The sequence below is a fragment of the Nostoc sp. S13 genome, assembly GCF_029379315.1.
Taxonomy (GTDB): domain Bacteria; phylum Cyanobacteriota; class Cyanobacteriia; order Cyanobacteriales; family Nostocaceae; genus Nostoc.
The window spans coordinates 1-21189 of sequence record NZ_JAQYWQ010000094.1; the positions used below are offsets into that span (position 1 = coordinate 1).

Annotated in this window: 12 protein-coding genes and 2 pseudogenes; 3 read left to right on the top strand and 11 right to left on the bottom strand. The window is 44.1% G+C overall.

What is annotated here, in order from left to right; all coding sequences use genetic code 11:
• The first annotated feature begins 369 nt into the window (after positions 1-369).
• Positions 370-624, top strand: coding sequence for a hypothetical protein (locus PUQ00_RS24025; protein ID WP_300421554.1), 255 nt, complete (start codon positions 370-372; stop codon positions 622-624).
• 205 nt (positions 625-829) lie between these two features.
• On the opposite strand, the gene PUQ00_RS24030 is transcribed toward PUQ00_RS24025, so the two are convergent.
• Positions 830-2413, bottom strand: coding sequence for a PQQ-dependent sugar dehydrogenase (locus PUQ00_RS24030; protein ID WP_300421556.1), 1584 nt, complete (start codon positions 2411-2413; stop codon positions 830-832).
• 83 nt (positions 2414-2496) lie between these two features.
• Entirely contained in the window at positions 2497-3840 is a 1344-nt protein-coding gene (locus PUQ00_RS24035) for a DVUA0089 family protein (protein WP_300421558.1), read from the bottom strand.
• Positions 3841-4416: 576 nt separating this feature from the next.
• Between PUQ00_RS24035 and PUQ00_RS24040 the strand changes: the two genes are divergently transcribed.
• Positions 4417-4551 carry a hypothetical protein gene (locus PUQ00_RS24040; RefSeq protein ID WP_300421559.1) on the top strand — a complete coding sequence of 45 codons (135 nt, stop codon included), beginning with the start codon at positions 4417-4419 and terminating at the stop codon, positions 4549-4551.
• Between the two features lie 230 nt (positions 4552-4781).
• On the opposite strand, the gene PUQ00_RS24045 is transcribed toward PUQ00_RS24040, so the two are convergent.
• The 5 genes from PUQ00_RS24045 to PUQ00_RS24065 all read right to left on the bottom strand — a co-directional run bounded on the left by PUQ00_RS24045 (position 4782) and on the right by PUQ00_RS24065 (position 13694).
• Positions 4782-5063 (bottom strand): ATP-binding protein, encoded by a 282-nt coding sequence (locus tag PUQ00_RS24045; protein ID WP_300421560.1) that lies wholly within the window; start codon positions 5061-5063, stop codon positions 4782-4784.
• A 412-nt stretch (positions 5064-5475) separates the two neighbouring features.
• Entirely contained in the window at positions 5476-6777 is a 1302-nt protein-coding gene (locus tag PUQ00_RS24050; protein ID WP_300421562.1) for a response regulator, read from the bottom strand.
• A complete protein-coding gene (locus tag PUQ00_RS24055) occupies positions 6774-9785 on the bottom strand; it encodes a CHASE2 domain-containing protein (protein ID WP_300421564.1) in 3012 nt (1003 codons plus the stop codon). Before PUQ00_RS24055 ends, PUQ00_RS24050 begins: the two co-directional genes overlap by 4 nt.
• A 65-nt stretch (positions 9786-9850) precedes the next feature.
• Positions 9851-10969 carry a DUF928 domain-containing protein gene (locus PUQ00_RS24060; RefSeq protein ID WP_300421566.1) on the bottom strand — a complete coding sequence of 373 codons (1119 nt, stop codon included), beginning with the start codon at positions 10967-10969 and terminating at the stop codon, positions 9851-9853.
• A gap of 178 nt (positions 10970-11147) precedes the next feature.
• The gene (locus PUQ00_RS24065; RefSeq protein WP_300421568.1) at positions 11148-13694 is read right to left on the bottom strand and encodes a CHAT domain-containing protein; all 2547 of its coding nucleotides are present in this window, start codon (positions 13692-13694) and stop codon (positions 11148-11150) included.
• Positions 13695-13839: 145 nt separating this feature from the next.
• On the opposite strand from PUQ00_RS24065, the gene PUQ00_RS24070 reads away from it, so the two are divergent.
• Positions 13840-14514, top strand: coding sequence for a Uma2 family endonuclease (locus tag PUQ00_RS24070; RefSeq protein ID WP_300421570.1), 675 nt, complete (start codon positions 13840-13842; stop codon positions 14512-14514).
• A 40-nt stretch (positions 14515-14554) separates the two neighbouring features.
• On the opposite strand, the pseudogene PUQ00_RS24075 reads toward PUQ00_RS24070, so the two are convergent.
• The 4 genes and pseudogenes from PUQ00_RS24075 to PUQ00_RS24090 form a co-directional block, all read right to left on the bottom strand.
• Positions 14555-15145, bottom strand: a pseudogene (locus PUQ00_RS24075) (hypothetical protein); the annotation flags it as partial.
• Between the two features lie 141 nt (positions 15146-15286).
• Positions 15287-17800 carry an S-layer family protein gene (locus PUQ00_RS24080; RefSeq protein WP_300421571.1) on the bottom strand — a complete coding sequence of 838 codons (2514 nt, stop codon included), beginning with the start codon at positions 17798-17800 and terminating at the stop codon, positions 15287-15289.
• Positions 17801-17865: 65 nt separating this feature from the next.
• Positions 17866-20295, bottom strand: coding sequence for an S-layer family protein (locus PUQ00_RS24085; RefSeq protein ID WP_300421577.1), 2430 nt, complete (start codon positions 20293-20295; stop codon positions 17866-17868).
• Positions 20296-20516: 221 nt separating this feature from the next.
• Positions 20517-21161, bottom strand: a pseudogene (locus tag PUQ00_RS24090) (Uma2 family endonuclease).
• Between the last annotated feature and the right edge of the window lie 28 nt (positions 21162-21189).

A 21189-nucleotide genomic window follows, 5' to 3' on the forward strand; every position in this document is an offset into this window, starting at 1 on the left:
AAACCTCTCCGTATTCTCTCTTAGTCTTGTTCAGAAATCAAATAGGAGTCCTATACTAACCCAAGTTCGTGTAAACCCGGAATTCTCACAAAGAGATAAAAAAGAGGGGTAAAAAACTGCGAAAATGTATATATCAAAAGCTCAGGTATCTTAACCCGCCCAACACGCTAATCACTAGGTTAGAGAGAATTTTGAGCTTTACGTCAGGAGTAATGTAGGGACTTCCAAATAAAAAATATCCCAAAACTGACGCAAAAATCCTCTCTATTTCTCTTCTCTGTGTGTCGCGCCAGTTGCTACAACGGGGAGCCACTGCGTTGGACGGGTTCCCCGGCTTGTTCGCGTAGCTTCTCCCCTTGGGAGAAGCAAGTGGCGTGGGAACCCCCCTTCGGGTTCACCAGTTGCCTACAGCGCTGGATTCACCGCAACGCACTGGCTTCTCTGCGTCTGGAGTGGTTCGTTTCTTTGAATAATTTATTTCTAGGAAGTCCCTTACCCCCCTCTAGTCCCCCGTTACCAAGAGGGGACAGCGATAGCCGGGGGATGAATTTTCTTACAACTCCTGCACGGATTGCTATAGCTGTTCAGTTTGTTAAAAACGTTCAAAGTTTCCTGAAGTTTTAGCTATGTCTGAAAATGACTGAAATTTCGACTCATACCAATTCTGCATGAAGATGCGCCAAACTATATGAGGAACGAACCGCAAAGGAGAGGCAGCGCGGTTCGTTATAAAAAATTGAATTTGACAAAGAGTTAAGCCTTAACCCAAGCGTATTGGGTGCAGCCTTACAAAGAAATGGTATCAGCAATACGCTGTATCCAGTCTGCTTTATTTAGTGGGGATAGAGATTTCCCAAATTCCTTGATTTCCACCATATTCCAGAACATAAATCTTATTGCCGATAATCTCAGCATCAATGGGATTACTAAAACCTTGGACAATGCGCGTGGCATTAAGTTTATAGTTGGTAGTTCCTACTTTAGTTAACTTTAAATGCAGTAAGTCTTGACCGGCATCTTTAAAAGGGCCTGGTATTGTATCGCCAGTAGGGTCGCCTTTCGTCCAACTCAACATGAATCCATCTTTGTTAAATTCTTGACTCATTACTCCTTTTGTATCAAAAACTAAGCCCAAAGGAGAACGGTGTGATGTAAAACTGCTCACACTTTGCCCCAGAACACTGGCATCTTTGACTTTGCCATCTACAGGATCACGGTAATTGTCTGCATCTGGTCCAAAATTAGGAATTGGTTCAATTAAGTTTCCAGTAGGTCGAACAGGAAAGGTTGGATCGTTACGATAGTAGCCTTTTGTGACTGCGCCAAATATGGGGTTTAACAAACGGTCAGTGGCAGGATTATAATTGGGGTATTGTTGGGGATTGTCTGTCCCACCAATACGCCAGGGAAAGCCGTAATTACCACCTAGACGTAGCCAATTTAACTCTTCTGACATGTCGCGATCGGGGCCATTTTCTGTGCCAAATAAATCCCCATTGGGTGCAAAAGCCATATCGAAAGTATTACGTGTTCCTTCTGCAAAAATATAGCCAGCTGTCTTTAAGGTTGCTCGATTGTTTGCCAGAAAGAGATTTGTGCCATTACTAGGAAGGCGGATTATACAGGCGGTTAATCCTACTTCGCGAGTATTGGGATATAGGCCACCAGCAGACTGAATCTCACCATGATCAGTACGAGAACCGCTATTCACATAGATAAAGTTACCATCGGGGCTAACAACCACGCCGTTGAAGCGATGGTCATAGGCTGTTTTGCTTTTGGGATAGCCTGCACTCTTCGCTAAGATAGACCAGATACGTTGTCCTGTACTCGAATTAATTACGCCTTTAACAATAATAGCTTTCGTCTGGTCATTCCCAACGTCTGCATTGCCAACCAAATAAATTGTACCGTCAGGGCCAATGGCCATACCTTCAGTCTCAGCTAGATTATGATTACTAGAGTTGTAGACAGGTGTACTAGTAGAAGTGGCTAAATTGACTTGATAAATATCACCATTTTGTTTGAGGTAATAGAGGATATTGTTTCGTGGATCTTTGGCAATCCGAACAGAAGGAGAGACCGATAACGTATTGATAATGTTGCGAATCTTAATATCAGGACGCAGGGCTTGAGGTGCAGCCTTTACTTCAGTAATGCCATGATTTAATAGAACTATTGTAAATAACAGTGTTTTGGCAGCAAAAAAGCAGGTTTTTAGAGCGAACTTACCGATAAATCTGCGTTGAACTTGGTTGGATGATTTAGTGTTATTCATTATTTTCTTGATACAATAGTCAGATGATTTTGTTGCAAAGTCTTCTTGATTAGGGAAAACTTTTAGAGATGAGGGAGTGAAATGAGCAATGGGTATTAGCTTATCAATAGTCTCTTGTTGGGTAAGGGGGGACACGTCGTTGTCTCCCTCTAGCCAGTAGTAAAAGTATCCTTGAATCAGCCTTTTAATGTCACTACTCCCTGAAGTTGATAACGTTTTTATGCCAAACTAACTTTTAGCATATAAGGAACAGAGTTGCTGTCACTAGAGCCAGAGAAAGTTCCGCCATCTTGAGGAAAGAAAGCATATTTACTCACTGAAATTGAGTACGTTCCAGCACCTAGTGAAGTGCTGATTAATGACCCAAAATCGAGACCACTATCGTCGTCACTTTGCAGTAAAGTCCCAGCATTGTTAAACAGTCCGATAACTGTATCATCGCTTGTTACCGCACTGATAGTGATAATTTTGGCACTTGCTAAAGAAAATGTAAAAAAGTCGAAATCAGGATTGTCCCCCGGTTGAACTGTTACTAACTCACCTGAAAGATTAACATCTGAGTCTGATGATAAAGAACCCAACCCTTCAGCGCTAGCTAGTGTATTGTTTGTAGCTTGTCCAGCATTTTCCCGCTCATAGAAAAGGAAGTCGTTAGTATCAAGTCTAAGGTTCACTTTCCCCTGCACAATACCTATGATCTCATCTGGCTCTGCTCCTGGTTTGTCTAACAATATTTGTGTGTTGGCTCCAAGAGATTGCAAGCGGTAGTCTTTTGGAGAGCCTTTGAGTTCTATTCGATCTTCATTAGGGTTGAAGTCAGTAATAGTAGCCAAGTCCCCAAAACCAGCATTCGTAGTGCTTTTATCGTCGTAGAAGACATTTCTAGCGTCCCCAAGGACAAATCTATCTAGCCCAACCCCGCCAGTTAAGGTATCAGTTTCCCCTAATCCAGGTGGAAGTGGACTACCAGGAAAAACACCAATGAGGATATCGTCTCCAGACCCTCCATTGAGTATGTCATTGCCGGGCCCACCCTGTAGACTATCATTGCCGTCACCACTATTGAGGATATCATTGCCGAAATTACCATCTAGGGTGTCATTGCCTCCTCCGCTATTCAGAATGTTGTTAGCACTATTGCCAAAGATGAAGTTATTAAGACTGTTACCTGTGCCGTTGATGGCGCTAGTTCCGGTCAGCGTCAGGTTCTCTAGATTGACACCCAGTGTGTAGGTGATAGAAGACCGGACGGTATCTGTGCCTGAATTAGCAGTCTCCGTAATGGTATCAGCACCACTGTCAATCAGATAAGTGTCGTCGCCTACTCCCCCATTTAAGCTGTCAGTACCCAAGCCGCCATCAAGTGTGTCATTGCCAAGACCACCGATTAAACTGTCGTTTCCCGTCCCGCCAAACAGATTATCATTACCAGCCGCACCATTGAGGGTGTCGTTACCAGACAAACTATTGGCATTACCACCATTAGCCCAACCATATATTGTGTCATCTCCCGAAGTCCCATTTTTGGTGTCAGGATCTGTACTGCCGTAAATAACTGCCATATTATTTTTCCTGAATTTCTAACTAATGCCTAAGTTCGGCCTCAGTCAAAGAAGTACTAGATAAGTTCAATTTGGATTGCTTAAAACTGTAAGTTTAAATACAGATGCTTCTATTAACCTAATTAATACTAATACTACTTACAAAATATCAATTATTGATTTGGTTAGTTGATTATACAAATGGCAAGTCATTCGGTCAAAATTCATTTACTTTAATTTTTTTCCGCATATTTTTTTATTTTTAACTCACCTGTAATTATTTAATTATCATGAAGTACAAGGTTACATCAACTCCTTTACCAAATCTTAAAAATGTAAAATTCGTAATTTTTAATCCTGTTATAAAAATTTATAAACTTTAATTAAGTATTTTTTCAAACATACTGTTTTTTTAGTATTAGTTATCATTCAGCTTCATACAGGATTTTCGTTAAGTTAAGTTTAAATGTATTTTTCTATTGGTAAAAAAAACACATTTATGGTATGAGAATATATTTTAAAATACATAAGTTAAATTGATAGATTATTCAGAGCGTTTTTGAGCTTAATAACACTTAAGCTTTACATAAACTTTATATGCTTCCTTTAACTACTAAAGCTTATTCTGGCAAGGGATGGGAAGACATGGAAAATTATGGGTTGAGCAAACTTGATTGGTTAGAGGAATTTTTCGCTTTACCGAATGGTATTCCTTGCCCAGATACTTTTTGACGGGTATTTGAAAGGATTAACCCCAAAGTATTTGAGCGTTGTTTTCAGAGATGGGTACAGTCGATGGTTGAATCATTTGGGGCACAAGTAATTCTCATTGATGGTAAAAACGTCAGAGGTTCCTAAAATCGAATCGAGCTGCAATGGGTAACAATTACATGCTGACTATTCTTGCTGCTTGTTGATCCCAACATAATCATGCCTCACAATCCTCTTGTCAATAAGCTAAACTAATCGCAGCCAAAATGACACGGTGTCGTCAAAGCCAATTCTAGAGGGTGCGATCGCATCGGAATTTTAATCATAAACTCTGTTCCCTGCCCAGGTGCTGAAAGGCACATTATCTGACCACCATGTTTGGAGACAACAATTTGGTGGCTAATCGATAAGCCTAAACCTGTGCCTCTACCTACGAGTTTTGTCGTAAAGAAGGGGTCGAATAAGCGATCGCGTATTTCCTCTGTCATACCGGAGCCAGTATCGCTCGACTTTAAGGGCTTTAACGATCGCAAGGGTTTGGTCTAACTGCTTCAAAGCGCGATAAATAACGGTATTGACACCTTCATGCAGTGCTTCAATAAACTTGTAACCGGGAAGGACAGGTATCATTTTTCTAGGACTAAGTGGTAAGGTGAACTGGACATGAAGCTAATGGGCGGTATCCAGCACTGTCAAATAAAAGGAGAGTTAGGTGCTATATTTAGCATTCCCAGCCAGCCATAAAAATCTCTAATCCTAAATAAACTTCAACATTTAGAAATATAAGTTTGCTGCACTATCAGATGATTCCTACTGCATCACGGATAGTGACGTTCGTCGTTCACGCAGCATCTCGCAGAGATGGCATCGCTTCATTTTTGTACTGTTTATGCCGTGTGTGACTTTTGACTATTATCGGGTGGTAAAAATCAGTGTATGGAGATATTACATGGGCAGAGTAATAATAAATTTTGTCCCCTCACCAGGGATTGACAAGCAGTTTACTTGTCCATTGTGTTTATCGACAATAATTTGGTAGCTTATGGTTAATCCCAGCCCGGTTCCCTTGCCCACAGCCTTGGTTGTGAAAGATTGCTCAAAAATTCGATCTTGCACCTCAGCAAGCATACCAGGGCCGTTATCTTGAATGCAAATTGTGACGGTTTTTTGCTGAGATTCAGCTGATGTAGTAATGGTGATGATATTTGGGCAAGCAGCAATCTCTTGAACAGAGTGGTTTTGATTGAGATCATCAAATGCATCAATGGCATTGGCGATGATATTCATGAACACCTGATTCAGTTGTCCGGGATAGCAACTGATTGCAGGTAAATCACCGTATTGGGTTACAACCTGGATTTTAGGGCGATCGCCATTGCCTTTGAGTCGATGTTTCAACAGCATTAAGGTGCTATCGATTCCTTCGTGAATTTGAAACTCTACCTGAGATGAAATATCTGTGCGAGCAAAAGTTCTCAGAGACAGGCTGATATCTTTAAGACGGGTAATTCCTTGGCGCATTGATGCTAGTAGTTTCGGCAGATCCTCTGCCAGATACTCGAAGTCGATTTCTTCAAGAAGCTTTTCAATTTCCCGGTCTAGCTGCGGTAGCTTCTGCTGTTGCAGGCTGACCAGGCGAAGCAGATTATTTACATGTTCCTCAATATAGAATAAATTTCCGCTCACAAAACCAAGCGGATTATTAATCTCATGACCAATACCTGTAACCATCTGCCCAAGAGTAGACATTTTCTCACTCTGGATCAGTTGTAGTTGGGTTTGTTGTAACTGCTGTAGAGATTGAGTTAATTCTGCGGTACGCTCTTGCACACGTTCTTCTAATGTGCGGGTAAGATGGGAAATTTTCAGGTGTAACTTTAAACGGGCAATGACTTCTTCCTGTTGGAAGGGTTTGGTTATGTAATCAACTGCACCGATTTCCAATCCCGCCACCTTGTCTGTAGAATCGGATAAGGCAGTCATGAAAATCACCGGAATATTCTGAGTGATGGGATTGGTTTTCAGCCTGCGACAAGTTTCAAATCCATCAATACCTGCCATCATCACATCCAAGAGAATGAGATCGGGACGGGCATATTCTGTTTGTTCGATCGCCGATTCTCCATCTGTTGCCATGAGGGCTTTCCAGCCACACCTCTGAATCGCTTCAGATAGCAGCTTGAGATTGTTTGGATTGTCATCCACCAACAGAATATGTATGGGTTTCAAGAGAGGAACAGCGATCATGGATCTAACTCCGTTGTGACAAATGATTTGAGGAACTTACGGATTTTTCCAGTTTGGAAATTGGCGGTGAGTTTGCTTAACTCTGCCGCGAAGGGAGCTAGCTGCCTGTTTTGCTCAATTAGCTCTCCTAGTATTCCCTCGATCGCCGAGATATCCCCCATCATTGCCAGATGATAAAGTTGTTGCAAAACATCCTGGGATGGTAGAACCCATTCACTAGCAGTTATCTTTTCACCTTTAGGAGGCGAAGATTGGGCATAGATCCACTCTACTCCCAACAGCGATCGCAGTTTATTCAGTAGTTCGTCAATCTGGAGGGGTTTGGGCAGGAATGCTGTTGCCCCTGCCTCTAAACTCCGCTGCCGATTTGACTCGAAGACGCTGGCACTAGAGACAATAATCGGAATAGAACGGGTTTGCGGATTCGCTTGCAGGTGAACCATTAGCTCAAAACCATCCATATTGGGCATGGCTAAATCGAGCAGAATCACATCTGGATTGTCTTCAGTTGCCACCTTTAGCCCATATTTGCCATCGCTCGCTTCCAAGGTTCGACAGCCAATTTCTTGCAGCAGACTGGTCAACATGGAACAGTGGTTGCGATCGTCATCGACAATGAGAATCTGAGGCGCACTGCCCCGAATCCCGGTAATTTTTTCGGTATTTGGGGCGATTGCTCCTCGATGCCAGTCATGATCAAGGGTTATTGGTAGTGTCAAATCCAGCCAAAACAGACTTCCTTCGCCCAGGTGACTCTGCACCTGAATTTGGCTCCCCATCAATGCCGCAATTCTGTGGCTAATCGCCAATCCCAAGCCAGTACCTTCAGATCGCTGCCCTTGTTCACCCACTTGCTCAAAGGGCAAAAAGATTTTTTCGAGATGGTCTGGTGACATTCCAATACCCGTATCTTCAATCTGAAAACGAATCTTTTGATGTGTGATTTGTCCATTGTCATCTGTGAGCAACTGCGTTGGTGTTAGCGTCCCTTGCGCGTCTGGTAGAGAAGCGCAAGGGACGTTATTAGGAGCGTCGGCAGTCCGGTTTTGGCGATTTCCCCCATCAGGAACTGCCGAAAGGGTTCCCCGGCTTGTAGCAAGTGGCGTCATTTGTTTAGACTCTTCACCAATACTTCTCTGCGAGAGGCTGCGCCAACGGCAAGGCTCAGTACAAGTGACCAATGACGAATGACTAATGACTTCGACTTTAAATGTCACACTACCGCTATCTGTAAATTTGATCGCGTTGCCCAGCAAGTTAATCAACACTTGCCGCAGCCGTTTTTCATCGACTTCAATGGCAAGTGGCAGGCGATCGCTAATTAAGACATTAAATGTAATCCCTTTCTGTTCAGCCCGGATACCACAAATCTCAGTCACACCATGTAAGAAATTAGGCAGATGCACACTGGTTGCAACTAAATCCAATTTCCTCGCTTCTATCTTCGAGAGATCGAGAATGTCATTGATCAGCATCAAGAGGTGTGATCCGCATTGGTAGATAACGCCGACTCCTTCCAGGTTTTTAGCTGTCATGTTTGGCGATGCTTCTAGTACCTGGGCAAAACCAAGGATGCCATTGAGAGGTGTGCGTAGTTCGTGGCTCATATTGGCGAGAAACTCGCTCTTGGCCTGATTGGCAGCATCGGCAGCTTCCTTTGCCTCAACCAATTCATGAGTTCGTTCTTCGACTTTTGTCTCCAGGGTTTTGGAATAATCCAATAGTTGACTGTTGGCAATCTCTAGTTGGCCATTTGTTTGTTCTAACTTCTGCTGTTTATAGGCATTCGTTGTCGCAATCACACTAGCGATAAACGCGGCTAAGGCGGGTGTTACCGGAATTAAAACACCATGCAAAAACATCCCATAGCCACCCCATACACAGGCTCCACTTATGCCTACAGTTGCCCAAAGAATTTTGCCGCCGGGAATCCGTCGCCCAGTACGCACACTAGCTAACCACCAACTGCCCGTAGAACCGATGACAGACCAAAAAACAATATCGAGTGAGAGAAAAATAAAAGAAACGCCGTGCAGGCTGGCTTTTCCTATTTTTGCCCCTCGTACTAGTTGATGAGCAATATTGGCATGAACAACGACACCTGGAGTCGGTTTTTGAGCAGATACCCAGGAAGAGAAGGGTGTGCTGAAGAAATCATTGGTACTGGAAGCGACTGAGCCAATAAATACCATGCGATCGCGCATCAAATCTGCGGGAATTCGCCCAGCTAAGACATCGCGCATGGCAACTGTCCGAAATGCTGCTTCCGTTCGGTACCAGTTGAGCAGAATTTGATAGCCTCCTAAATCGGCATCGATATAACCTGCTTGTTGATTTTGCAGTGGGAGGTAAATTTCTTTGCCCAGCTGAAACTTTTGTTGCTTGGGGTCAATGCTTTCTAAGCTAATTCTTTCAGATTCGAGATACTTAAGAGCCACAAGGGTTGCCAGTCCGGCTTTAATGGTGTTTTTCTCTTTGGCATCTTCAGCTGTCAAGAGCGCACGACGCACAAAGCGATCGCTATCCAACACTAAATCGGCTAATCCTACCTGATCCTTTTTTTTCAATTCCGGTGGGGGATTGACGCGTTCACCGGTAATTTTCTCAACTCCGATTAAATTGGGAGTGTTGCGGAAGACTTGAACAAGTTGCTCATGTCCGCTTCCTTCTGGTAAATCTCGATAGAGATCCAATCCGATCGCTCTAGGCTGCTGCGCCCGGATTTTTTCTAGTAATTGTGCCAGCGCCCAGTCTGGAACTGGCCATTTATGCACCAATTGGATATCGCGCTCATCGATTGTGACAATCACAATCTGATCAGCGATCGCCTGTGACGTTGGCGTAGCCAACCCTTGCGATCGCTGACGAACCCATTCGTCGCGAATTTTCCATTCCGGTAAATTGAAAAGTCCCAACGATTGCCCAAGCATAACCGTCAAGGTAACGCTGGGAGTAATAATCAAAACGCTGCGAGTGCGTTGGATAAAAGTCTGGAATCTGCGCCACATATTTGTGCTATACAGCTCATTAATCTCGAAGGCCCCACTAAAACTTGTCTAGGATTGACCTGACATTATTTAATAGATGCTAATAAATTCGCTGTTACAATCTCCTTCAAACTCACTGAGGACAGAAGTTCTTCCCATTGTTTGCGGAGGGTTGCATTGTTAGGTTGGGCGGTGTATGTCGCTGCAAGTGTTGCCACACAGTCATACCAAACACCGTTTTTACCCAAAGCAGTAGCTCGCTTGAGAGCATCTTGCTCTTGCATTGCTGTTGCCAACTCAGCGCTGGGCTGGATACGCTTAACCCAACCATCGACGTAAGGCGTACTCGGACTGAGTTCCCCATTTACTTTGAGTGCTAGGAACCATTGATAGTTTTTGCCAACGGTTAAAGTGGGTGCATTGACTGGTAACTTGATCGCGATTACCCCAGCTTTCCCCGCAACTGGAATGTTCATCTGATGTTGCATCTTGCCAGCTTCATCCTTGAGGCTGAACACGGCTTCTTGGGCATTGGAAACCGGGAGATACACCAGAATTGTGGGACGTTCAGACACTGTTGTGCCATAGAAGTTTGGGGGCAAGAGGGCGATTAGCGCTGCTGGTTCTGTTGCACTTACAGTCGATGGATTTAAGTAGTAAGTACCAACGCGAGAAGCTCCTCCATCTGCCTGTTGAGGCGCACCTTTCCCGGTAGCAGGTGTAAAGAGGTTGCCTCGGGAAGCTCCTCCAGTTGCTTGTTGGGGCGCACCTTTTCCGGTAGCAGGTGTAAAGAGGTTGCCTCGGGAAGCTCCTCCAGTTGCTTGTTGGGGCGCACCTTTTCCGGTAGCAGGTGTAAAGAGGTTGCCTCGGGAAGCTCCTCCAGTTGCTTGTTGGGGCGCACCTTTTCCGGTAGCAGGTGTAAAGAGGTTGCCTCGGGAAGCTCCTCCAGTTGCTTGTTGGGGCGCACCTTTCCCGGCAGTAGGAGTAAACATACTACCCCGAGAAGCTCCTCCAGTTGCTTGTCTAGGCGCACCTTTCCCGGCAGTAGGAGTAAACATATTACCCCGAGAAGCTCCTCCCGTTGCTTGACTAGGAGAGCCACTGTTGGTGGGCGGGGTAAATGTAACAGCCTGGGCACTAGTCCATGCACTGCTAGCGATCAGAGCGATGATGCTCAATGTACTAGCTAAATATCGACGTTTCATGAGCTTTTACCTCGTCTAATTAAAATATGATAAAAAATACCTTTCCTTTGACTAGGGAGATTCGCTCCTAAAATTAAGTCAAATCAAGGAACTTCTACTAGCAGTATAGCGAAATTCAACAAAAAACTTGTAAAAAATAAACCTTTATTTTTAGATATATCCCAGTGCTATTACTTAGTTAAGTCCAGTTGCCGATCAAAACAAAGCCAGACCAAAAGAACGGATCGTGGAAATCAGTTTGGCGAATTAGGCTAATTTGTGCTTGTCTTAGTGCTTCGGCTTTAGTGATTTTGGGTTGTCGCAGTTGGTCATAGAAGCGAATCATCAGCATTGCAGCTGCCTGATCTTTGACGGGCCATAGGGTGGCAAGAGTTGAGCGAGCGCCGGATTTGACAGCCAAGCCCGCTAGTCCAAGGACGGCGCGATCGTCTCCTGCGGCTGTATCGCAGGCACTTAGTACCAGCAACTCGATGGCTTTCGATGGATCGCTACCCCGATTTTTCAGGAGTTCAGATAACTCCTTAACGTTGACTTGTCCATCCCAAGTGAGCAAGAAGGTATCTTCGAGGCGGGAACTAAACTGTCCGTGGGTTGCTAGGTGGACAATACTGGCGCTACTCGATTTCACGCGTTCAGCAAGGGCTTGACTGGTGAATTTCTGGTTTAGCAACACAGAGGAGGACACCGCCTTGGAGATTTGTTTCACTTCTGATTCCACAGCAGGCAAAGCACTAAAGCCAGCGCGAGATTGGCTAATGCCACCGACGATCGCAGTCAGATGATTTTGATGAAGCGATCGCGTAGCCATCAGTTGCAATCCTGGTGAGAGCGCCACAGCATAGTTCTCAATGAGATATTGCTTACCATTATATAGAGCTGCTATGGGAATGTTCCGCAACCGACCATCCAAAACAAACACCAATGTCTTGGTATCAATGAATGCTTGATCTCCTTCTGCTGGACGAATCAACCAATCATAAATCTGTTGGGACAATCGATCGCGGTCTTGGGAATCCGAGACAGGGTTGAGAGCAACCAAAAAGTTGTCCAGAGTCTGCTCAATTTCAGCTTGAGATTTGTGAGTAACATAGGAACGGAGTGGTTGCCCTGCTTTGGAGAGGATTACTGTTAAACGATCTGGCAGTATGATCGGATAAATGACGGTTGCAGTGGGATCAACCTGATCAATCTGTTGAGTTCTATCTAAACAGGCTTCCCGAAAAAAGTTATCGAGTTCCGCAATTTGGAGTGCCTCAATCAATTCACGAGCTTGGATGAGTTCTGCTTGAGTAGGTTGATTCTCTAGAAGTAAATCAACCAGTTCTCGGTAGACAGGCTCCACACTGGTGCGAAAAGAGAACTGGACATCAGAGTTGATAGCCACCAAATCCCCCCGCAGTGCCTTTAAGGCATTGACGGCTTCTGTATAGGCAGTAATTGCTTTGGAGCGATCGCTTTGTTGCTTATACAACTGTCCCACCTGCCAGGCAGATTGAGCAATAATATGGTTAGCTTGGAGTTTACGGGCAATATCGAGAGATTTTTGAACCAATTCCTGTGCTTCAGATACCTGCTGTGTACGAAGATAGAGTTTTCCCCACTGATGCAGTGCATAAGCTTCTGCCTGAGCATCTTGGATCTGCTGTGCAGACTTGACTGTGACTGCCATCAGTTGCGCCAAATCTTTGAGCGGTAAGATTTGGTCAGGATTTGACTGGCGATTGAGGGTAGCAACAAAATTAATCGCTGCGTAGAGGGAGGTGTGACTGGGGGGCAGTTCCCGAAGTTGTTGGAGTAGTTGCGGTGCGAGTGCGGTAGCCAACTCAGGTTTATCGTAATCTAAAAAAAGTTTCAACTCAGCTAAACGCGCTTGTAACTGATCACCTGGATTGGTAGCTAAGAGTTGGGCCTGTTCAAAGTAATCAAATGCCACGTTTGGATCTTGCAAGTCAACGGCAGTTTTGCCCAAGCTGATCAGGATAGAACTCAAGTAGGGTTTGGCTGCAATTTTACTAGCGATCGCGAAACTTTGCGCTAAAATCTGTTGATTTTTGCCATCGCCAATCATTTCCAGGGCTAAACCAAGCGATTGCAATCCACTAATTTTGATTTCATTATCCGGCATCCCTTGCAGCTTTTGAGTCAGCATCTCTAACTGTTGTTTAGAACGTCGGTAAAATCCTAAACTTTGTAAAGCTTGTGCCTGATTGATTTGACTACCCAAGCTACCCATTTTGTCGCCTGCTTGTTCATAAAACTTTTCAGCTTGTTGCCAACTTTCCAGGGCGGTTTCAGCTTTGCCAGCGTGCAATTGCAAATTTGCTTGGGTATTGAGTGCTTGTGCCCAAAGAATGGCATCAGCAGAGGGAATAGAGGTTTGCAATAGTTTCAGACTTTGCTCAATAGACTGTTGGGCTGCTTGCCATTGATTAAGTTCCTGTTGTGCCAGTGAAAGGTAACTCAAGCTCAAGGCTTCGTTTAAGCGATCGCCTTGGGTATGGTATTGTTGTACTGCCGTTTGCCAAATTGTCACTGCTTCTGCAAAGCGTCCCGATTGGTAGAAGTTCCGTCCTTGTTGTAGCCCGTTGGTTGGTTGGGAAGAAGAGAAAACTGGGGTTGTTACTGGTGGAAATGCTTTTACAGGTGTAATGGTAAATGCTAAACACAAACTTAAAATACTGAGGCTGATATATAGCCAACGAGTTTGTTTAATTTGGAAAGCCATAAAAAATTACCAAGGTTTTATTTTGAGCAATCACTCACATTAAAAGTATTTGAGATATCAATAGAGTCATATTGCCCAATTTCTAATCGGATCTATCAGGTTATGGGCGATCGCATACAATTAATGTGTGATTCCGGGTTAACCTATGACCACCTTCTTTCGCACCGATGCAGATTTGCATTTCTCCGACAGCGACGGCAAACCAATGGCAGACAATACTGAACAGTTTCGTTGGATCGTCCTGATTAAGGAAAATCTGGAAATTCTATTTGCTGATGAACGTAACGTGTTTGTGGCGGGAGATTTGCTATGGTTCCCGGTGAAATCACGCTTAATCTCACCAGTTGCACCGGATACAATGGTGGTGTTTGGTAGACCGAAGGGACGGCGGGGGTCTTACAAACAGTGGCAGGAAGACAACATTGCCTCACAAGTGGTATACGAAATTCTCTCACCCAGCAACAATGCAGATGAGATAGAACGCAAGCTAGAGTTTTACCAAACCTATGGGGTGGAAGAATACTATCAGTATGACCCAGACCGCTATGAACTCAAAGGTTGGCGACGGCAAGATGAACAGTTATTACCAATTGCTCAGATGGATGGCTGGACGAGTCCTCTGTTGGGGATTCGGTTTGCAGTAGGCAACCATGAACTGGTGATTTACCGTCCTGATGGCCGGCAATTTTTGAGTTCCGTGGAGTTGGAGCAACGCGCAGAACAGGAACGTCAACGCGCAGAGCAGGCGGAGCAACAATTGCAGGATATGCAAGCGCTGCTCCAGCAGTATCGCGATCGCTTTGGGCAATTAGACCCCTAAATTTTGTTAAATTAATATCAGTTGCTTGTGTTTCTAGAAAAATGCCACTAGCTAAAATACCGAGAATTTTATTCACATCTTTGAGATAATATTCACTCAAATCAATCGTTAATATTTGTCCTTCTAATTTCAGGAATTGCCAAATGCTACCTGTTGTTACTGCTCCGTAAATTGCTTTAATTTCTATTGTTGCTTGCTGATTAAAAATTTGGGCTGCGACCATTTCTGCTGCACATCGACCCAAACCGGCATTAATATTCTCTTTTTTAGCTTCTACGACCGTAATTACGGGCGCTGTCACAATCAAAACTTCTGGAGATTTAGTAATAATAAAATCACAAGTACCGTTTAATCCTTTGGTTTCGTCAACAGTAAAATCTACCCCTGAAAATAAACTAATACGCTCGTTTAATTGTCGGCGTAAATCAACTAAAATTGGCGCAATAATTAATTCAGAACGGGCTTTTTCACTGTTACTGCCCAATGCGATCGCTAGGTTATAATTGAGTGTCTCTGTGAGTAAATCACTGGCAGCTAATTCGGCAGATGCAGCGAAAATATCGCGTTTTTCTAACGTAGTTAAGCCAAAAGCTTGTTTGGCTTTAGCTAGACTAAACTCGCTGTACGACATAGAGCTATTACTTTGTTTAGAGGATTTCTAATTGAATACAGTATTATAGCGATCCTATCTGAGTTGTGAAAATTAACGAACCGCTAAGAGCGCCAATAAAAGAAAGAGAAGCTTTCACAAATGATTTAGGACTGCTATATGTTATCTGGAAATCCCAGCACAGGTTAATGGTTGTTGCACCTGAGTAGGAGATTTATCTGCAACTAACTCGATTTTGCCTTGGGCGTTGCGATGCCAGGAAGTGGCTTGGACAAGAACCTCTGGAGATTCAGGTATTTGTGCTTGTACTTTCTGGGTTTTGCGGTATGCAGAGATGTCGCGCACATCAGACCAAGTGCGTAGGCGTAGCCCGTTGTAAACATCACTCGTCAATTGTTGACTGGGATTTTGGGGTATTCCACCCCGTCCTGTTACCACAAAACTGCTGCCAGTATTATTAGAACAACCTGTGGCTATTTGCTGGGAAGGATCGGTTATATTTGCTGGTAATTGCACTAAACCAGAATTGGGGTCAACACCAAAATTATTAATATCTACCGTACCATTGATGCCAAATTGGGAACTGGCGGTGATATCGTTTTCTGTTGTGAGTTGGTTACGGTATTTTAGCCCGAATATGCCTTGGGTCTTGATGTTGATGTTACCGCCGTTACCAGTCAAAGCATTGGCAATGATATCACTGTTTTCTAAACCAACAATTACTGGAGCATTTATCGTTGTGTTACCGCCATTGCCAATTCCTTTCGCCGTCGTAGTTATGGCGCTATTATGTCGCAGGGACAATAACTCTTTTATGTTTAGGGTAATGTTGCCACCCTCGCCAGATTCAGTTGCAGCCGTAATCATACCCTGATGATTAAGTATTACTTGATCGGCTTTAATTTGTAGATTTCCGGCATTCCCTATTCCCTGGTTATCAACGCCAATAATAGCGCGATCATTCACCTGTAAACGTGAGGTATTTAGGACTAAAGCTCCAGCATTGCCTGTGGGAAAGGACGGTAAACCATAGCTTTGTCGCTGAATCTCAGGCAACAATTCTGCCCTAGCGACAATCCGACTGGGTTGAGCAGAGGCGGGTGCAACGCCGTTGATTGTAATACCATCTGAAGCTGAGATTGTGATATCTCCACTATTACCACTCGCTAAGGTACTCGTGCCAATACCACCTCCATCCAGCATCATGATTTGAGGTGCTGTCACGATCAAGTTTCCCCCATTACCTTGATTCAGTGTGGTTGTTGATATCGCACTCGTTCTATAAATAATCGGATTTTCTCCAGATACTTCAATTCTTTCCGTGGCATTAAGAGCGATATTGCCGCTTAATCCGGTTCCGGCTGTGAGGTTTAAAATAGCGGCTCCATTGGCGAGCCTGAATTGCTTGCTGGCTATTGTGAGATTCCCACCCGGTCCATGCGCCAGGGTTGCTGCTCCGATTGCAGTAGCAACTGTGGGATTGATCGCCGACCAACCATTCAAATCGATGGAATCTAGCACCTTGATGCTTATATTACCACCTGCTCCAGCACTAAAGGTTTTTGTGGTAATCACTCCACCATCTTGCACTTGTAACTGTTGGGCAGAAACGATCAGATTGCTGTCAGTGCCGGTTCCCATGTTCTCGACACTGAGTAAGTTATTCGGAAATCCGTAGGTTCCCACTTGCCGCATTTCTAACAGACCGCTGGCATTGATGACTAAATCACCCAGTGCTGTCCCGCCCAAATTTTGTAATCGGGCAACAGAACCCTGTAGCAAACTGATATTTCTACCTTGCACATGCAGAGACCCCGCTGGAGTACCACTGGCATCGACTAGAGCTTGTTGTGAAAGACGGATATCAGCAAATTGCTGAACATTGCCATAGTCGAAATTCCATCGGGGAAATCCAGTATTGATACCGACACTGCCGTTACTGAGACTCCCTAGTTCAACGTGTCCTGAAGGTGCAAGTAACACACCGCCATCGAGAGCGATGGCGCTACCGATCAGCGCCAGAGTATTTCCAGGGCTAACTCTTAAGCCAGTAGTGCTGTTCTGCTGAATAATGGGGGAAAAAAATGAAGGTTGAGCCAAACCATGCCCCTTTCCCTGTACAGATATTGCCCCCGGATTTGACCCCATTTGCAACCCAATCGGTACACTTATGGTGAGCAGGGAGTTGCCTTGGGAAGATTGGGCAGAGAATTCTATACCGTCAGCAAATTTGATGCTATTGGCGGTGGTGGCGACAAATGAACCACTAATATCCAAGCGGGCATTTTGACCAAACACAATCCCATGAGGATTCATCAAAAACAAACTCACTGGATTACTACTATTAAGCGTGCGAATTAAGCCATCAATATTAGAAACATTCCCACCTGTAATCCGACTAAATATGGTAATAATATTTGGCGTGTTAGTTAAATCAAAGCTAGCGGAACCACCCGTAGGCACAGAGAAATTACTGAAACTGTGAAATAAGTTATTACCTTTTTCAATTCCGTTAATAATTGTGAAATTATTACCATTTGGATTGACACTGGTGTTTTGGGTACCATCGGATGTAACCTGAGCGATCGCTGGTAGTAACAGAGCGGAACTCAAGAACCCGATTGTGAGTGTAGATAGAAAAGCGTAGGCGTAGCCTGGCGTAGACATCGCTCTCATACCAGAAACTTCCTTTAACTGATTTCAAGTTAGAGTTCCCTTTTAGGGCATGATTAATAACATGATTAACTTTTGGTAACAGCAGCACAGGTTAATGGTTGCTGCACCTGAGTAGGAGATTTATCTGCAACTAACTCGATTTTGCCTTGGGTATTGCGATGCCAGGAAGTAGCTTGGATAAGAACCTCTGGGGATTCAGGGATTTGTGCTTGTACCTTCTGGGTTTTGCGGTATGCAGAGATGTCGCGCACATCAGACCAAGTGCGTAGGCGTAGCCCGTCGTAGACATCGCTCATCACTTCTTGAAGGGGATTTTGCGGCACACCACCCCGTCCCGTGGCGACAAAACTACTACCATTCGTATTAGAACAACCTGTAGTAATTTGCTGGGATGAATCGGTGACATTTGCTGGTAGTTCGACTAAACCCGAATTTGGATCAACGCCGATAGTATTAACTTCAACAGTGCCACTCAACCCAAATTGCGAACTGGCGGTGATGTCACTATCAGGTGTGAGTTGGTCACGGAATTTTAGCCCAAAGATGCCTTGAGTGGTGATTTGAATATTGCCCCCCCGACCTTTAATAGCATTAGCAATAATGTCACTGTTTTCTAATCCAAGGATGATGGGTGCATTAATGTTTATATTACCTCCATTACCATTACCACCTGCTGTTGCTGTGATCGCGCTATTGTGATGCAGCACCAACAATTTCCCAACTTCTAAGCCGATATTACCTCCATTACCTGATTCTGTTTGTGCCTGGATGCTTCCTTGACGGTCTAATCGGATGGTATTGGCTGTGATTTTGAGACTGCCACCATTTCCACTGCCTTGACTAGTGACACTAACTGTCCCGCCATCTGTCAGCATTAGGTTCGGTGTGGTAATGCTCACAGTGCCGGCATTCGCCGTTAGTATATCTGGCAGACCGAATTGCTTCCGCAATGACGGATTGAGGCGGATGGCGATGGCGTTAATGCTGCTACTATTTGCCTGACCTTGACCACTGATTGCGATCGATTCAGTAGCATTGATGCTCAAATCTCCCCCATTACCTGCAACAAGTGCGGTTGTGGCAACTACTCCTCCATCTAAAATTTGCAATTTGCCAGTATCCAGTGTTAAGGTTTTCCCACTTCCGGTTGCTAATGTAGTTGAGCTAATATTGCTGTAAAGTCCAGAGGGGCTTTCTCCCATGACTGTGGTGTTGGTGTTGCGAATCGTCACTTTACCGCTAGATCCACCACCAAAGGTAGCCGAAGACAGTGAGGCACCGCTTGATATTAGTAGACTATTGCCATTTACGAAAACATCACCCGCATTCCCAATACTTAATGTAGCAGTATTAATGGTAGTAACGTTAGCAGGATTAGTGCCTGAAAAGCCAGACACATCGATCGCAGTTGCATCAATATGGATATTGCCACTAGGAGCTGCTCCAAGAGTTGTGCTATTCAACCCCGCTCCCAGCTTCAGGGTCAGCCTGGGAGTAATGACGCTGATGTTCCCACTAGCTCCGATACCCACAGCTTCACTATTCACCCCGCTCCGAATTGCACCATCAGCTGTTGTGGCAATCAGATCAATCGCCTTTGTAGCCTGAAGGCGAATGTCACCGCCGGGGAGATTGCCAAAATTTTGCGCCAGCACCAGAGAGCCATCGGTGAATTGAATTTGCTTACCCTGAATTTGAACCGAACCTGCATTCACCCCGCTGATATCTAATAGCGATCGCCCTGCTAGCTGAATATCACCAAAGCTTTGCCCATTTTCATATCCCAAAGTATAGCCCTGTGGAGTTGGGATTAAATTAACCAACCCTGCACCACTCACACTGCCTAATTCTACTTGCCCTTGTTGGGCGGTGAGAGTTGCCCCATTTAAATCCAGATTGCCACCCACCAAAGCTAAGGTTTTTCCCGGCTGTACCCGCAATTCTGTAGTACTCGGATTTCGAGTGACAAGACCCAATCCCCTGGGCTTGGTCAAGGAGTGTCCTGTGCCTTGAACGGTTATTGATGCAGGATTGCTGCCCAGTTGCAATCCAAGGGGAACATTGATGCTCAACAGTGGGGTAGCTTGGGAATTAATCGCACTAAATTCAACACCATCGGCAAATTTAATACTGTTGGCAGTTGTACCAATAAACGAACCCCCGATGTTTAGTTGGGCATTGGCTCCAAAAATTATCCCACTAGGGTTGATCAACAACAAACTAACGGGGTTCTTGCTGTTAATCGTCTGAATCAAACCATCAATATTGGAAACACTGCCCCCTGTGACTCGACTGAAAATCGTGGAGATGTTCGGGGTGTTAATTAAATCAAATCTGGCTGAACCACCCCTAGGTACAGAGAAATTATTGAAGCTATGAAATAAATTATTACCTTTATCAATACCGTTAATAATTGTGAAATTATTACCGCTTTGGTTGACAATGGTATTTGTAGTCCCGTCAGATGTCACCTGTGCGATCGCCGAGCGCATCATCCCTGGAGTGAATAACCCAGTTGTTAATATAAATAGAAAAGCGTCAAACCGGAAGCTTATCCCTTTGCACATAGTTCTCATACCAGAAATAATCCCATTAACTTCTGATATTAGGATTCCCGAAATTGTCGTCTAGCTAACACCTATTTCCTGGAATCAAAACAATTAGCAATTATCAGCATCTTATCGGGATTTACCTTGAGTGTAGATCAAAAAATGCTCTACAAAGCACAATTAAAAATCTGATTAGCAGTCAGGTTTAAATCTGGAAAACTAGGGGATATAATACGTTCAGAATTACTAAATTGAGCGACTTGATATTCCTCATCAACAAGATTATAAATGGAAATAGTTGGTTGTTTAGGATTACCAATAAATTTTCTTGCCTCCAAAGCTGCATAATCAACGAGCCAATATTCGGGAATCTTCATTGCTTCTCTTCGAGACGCTACGCGAACATAATTCCCTAATTTGGTGTAATAATCCTCTTCTCAATTTGTGCTTACAATCTCAATAACTAAAGGAATGGATTCACTTTGATTCACAGGAAATTTTTTCCCCAAAATTCCTCGTTGTGTAGATTATTATCGTTGATTAAAACCACATCTGGCGAGTAACCAGACGATTTTTTCGGTGGTTTTACTAATGCTATTTTGGGTATGAAGTATGGCAATTTTAATTTTTAATCGCTTATATTCAACGGTAATTTCTCCTGCTCAAAATACCGTAACTTTTTCATGTTTTCCATTGGGCTGAGACATTTCTACAATTATCCCATCGTGTAATTCGTACCGTTTTCCAGTGTTTTCCGGCAGCCATACAATAAATTCTTCAAAGGTAAATAGTTTGGGTAAAGCTTGAGCCATATCAACACCTTTGCTTGTTTTGAATTTA

Bases quoted from the DNA above. Each gene is read 5' to 3' on its own strand.
- PUQ00_RS24050 (WP_300421562.1), bottom strand. From the start codon at position 6,777: ATGATCGCTGTTCCTCTCTTGAAACCCATACATATTCTGTTGGTGGAT.
- PUQ00_RS24065 (WP_300421568.1), bottom strand. From the start codon at position 13,694: ATGGCTTTCCAAATTAAACAAACTCGTTGGCTATATATCAGCCTCAGT.
- PUQ00_RS24060 (WP_300421566.1), bottom strand. From the start codon at position 10,969: ATGAAACGTCGATATTTAGCTAGTACATTGAGCATCATCGCTCTGATC.
- PUQ00_RS24085 (WP_300421577.1), bottom strand. From the start codon at position 20,295: ATGATGCGCTCGGCGATCGCACAGGTGACATCTGACGGGACTACAAAT.
- PUQ00_RS24080 (WP_300421571.1), bottom strand. From the start codon at position 17,800: ATGAGAGCGATGTCTACGCCAGGCTACGCCTACGCTTTTCTATCTACA.
- PUQ00_RS24035 (WP_300421558.1), bottom strand. From the start codon at position 3,840: ATGGCAGTTATTTACGGCAGTACAGATCCTGACACCAAAAATGGGACT.
- PUQ00_RS24070 (WP_300421570.1), top strand. From the start codon at position 13,840: ATGACCACCTTCTTTCGCACCGATGCAGATTTGCATTTCTCCGACAGC.
- PUQ00_RS24040 (WP_300421559.1), top strand. From the start codon at position 4,417: ATGCTTCCTTTAACTACTAAAGCTTATTCTGGCAAGGGATGGGAAGAC.
- PUQ00_RS24055 (WP_300421564.1), bottom strand. From the start codon at position 9,785: ATGTGGCGCAGATTCCAGACTTTTATCCAACGCACTCGCAGCGTTTTG.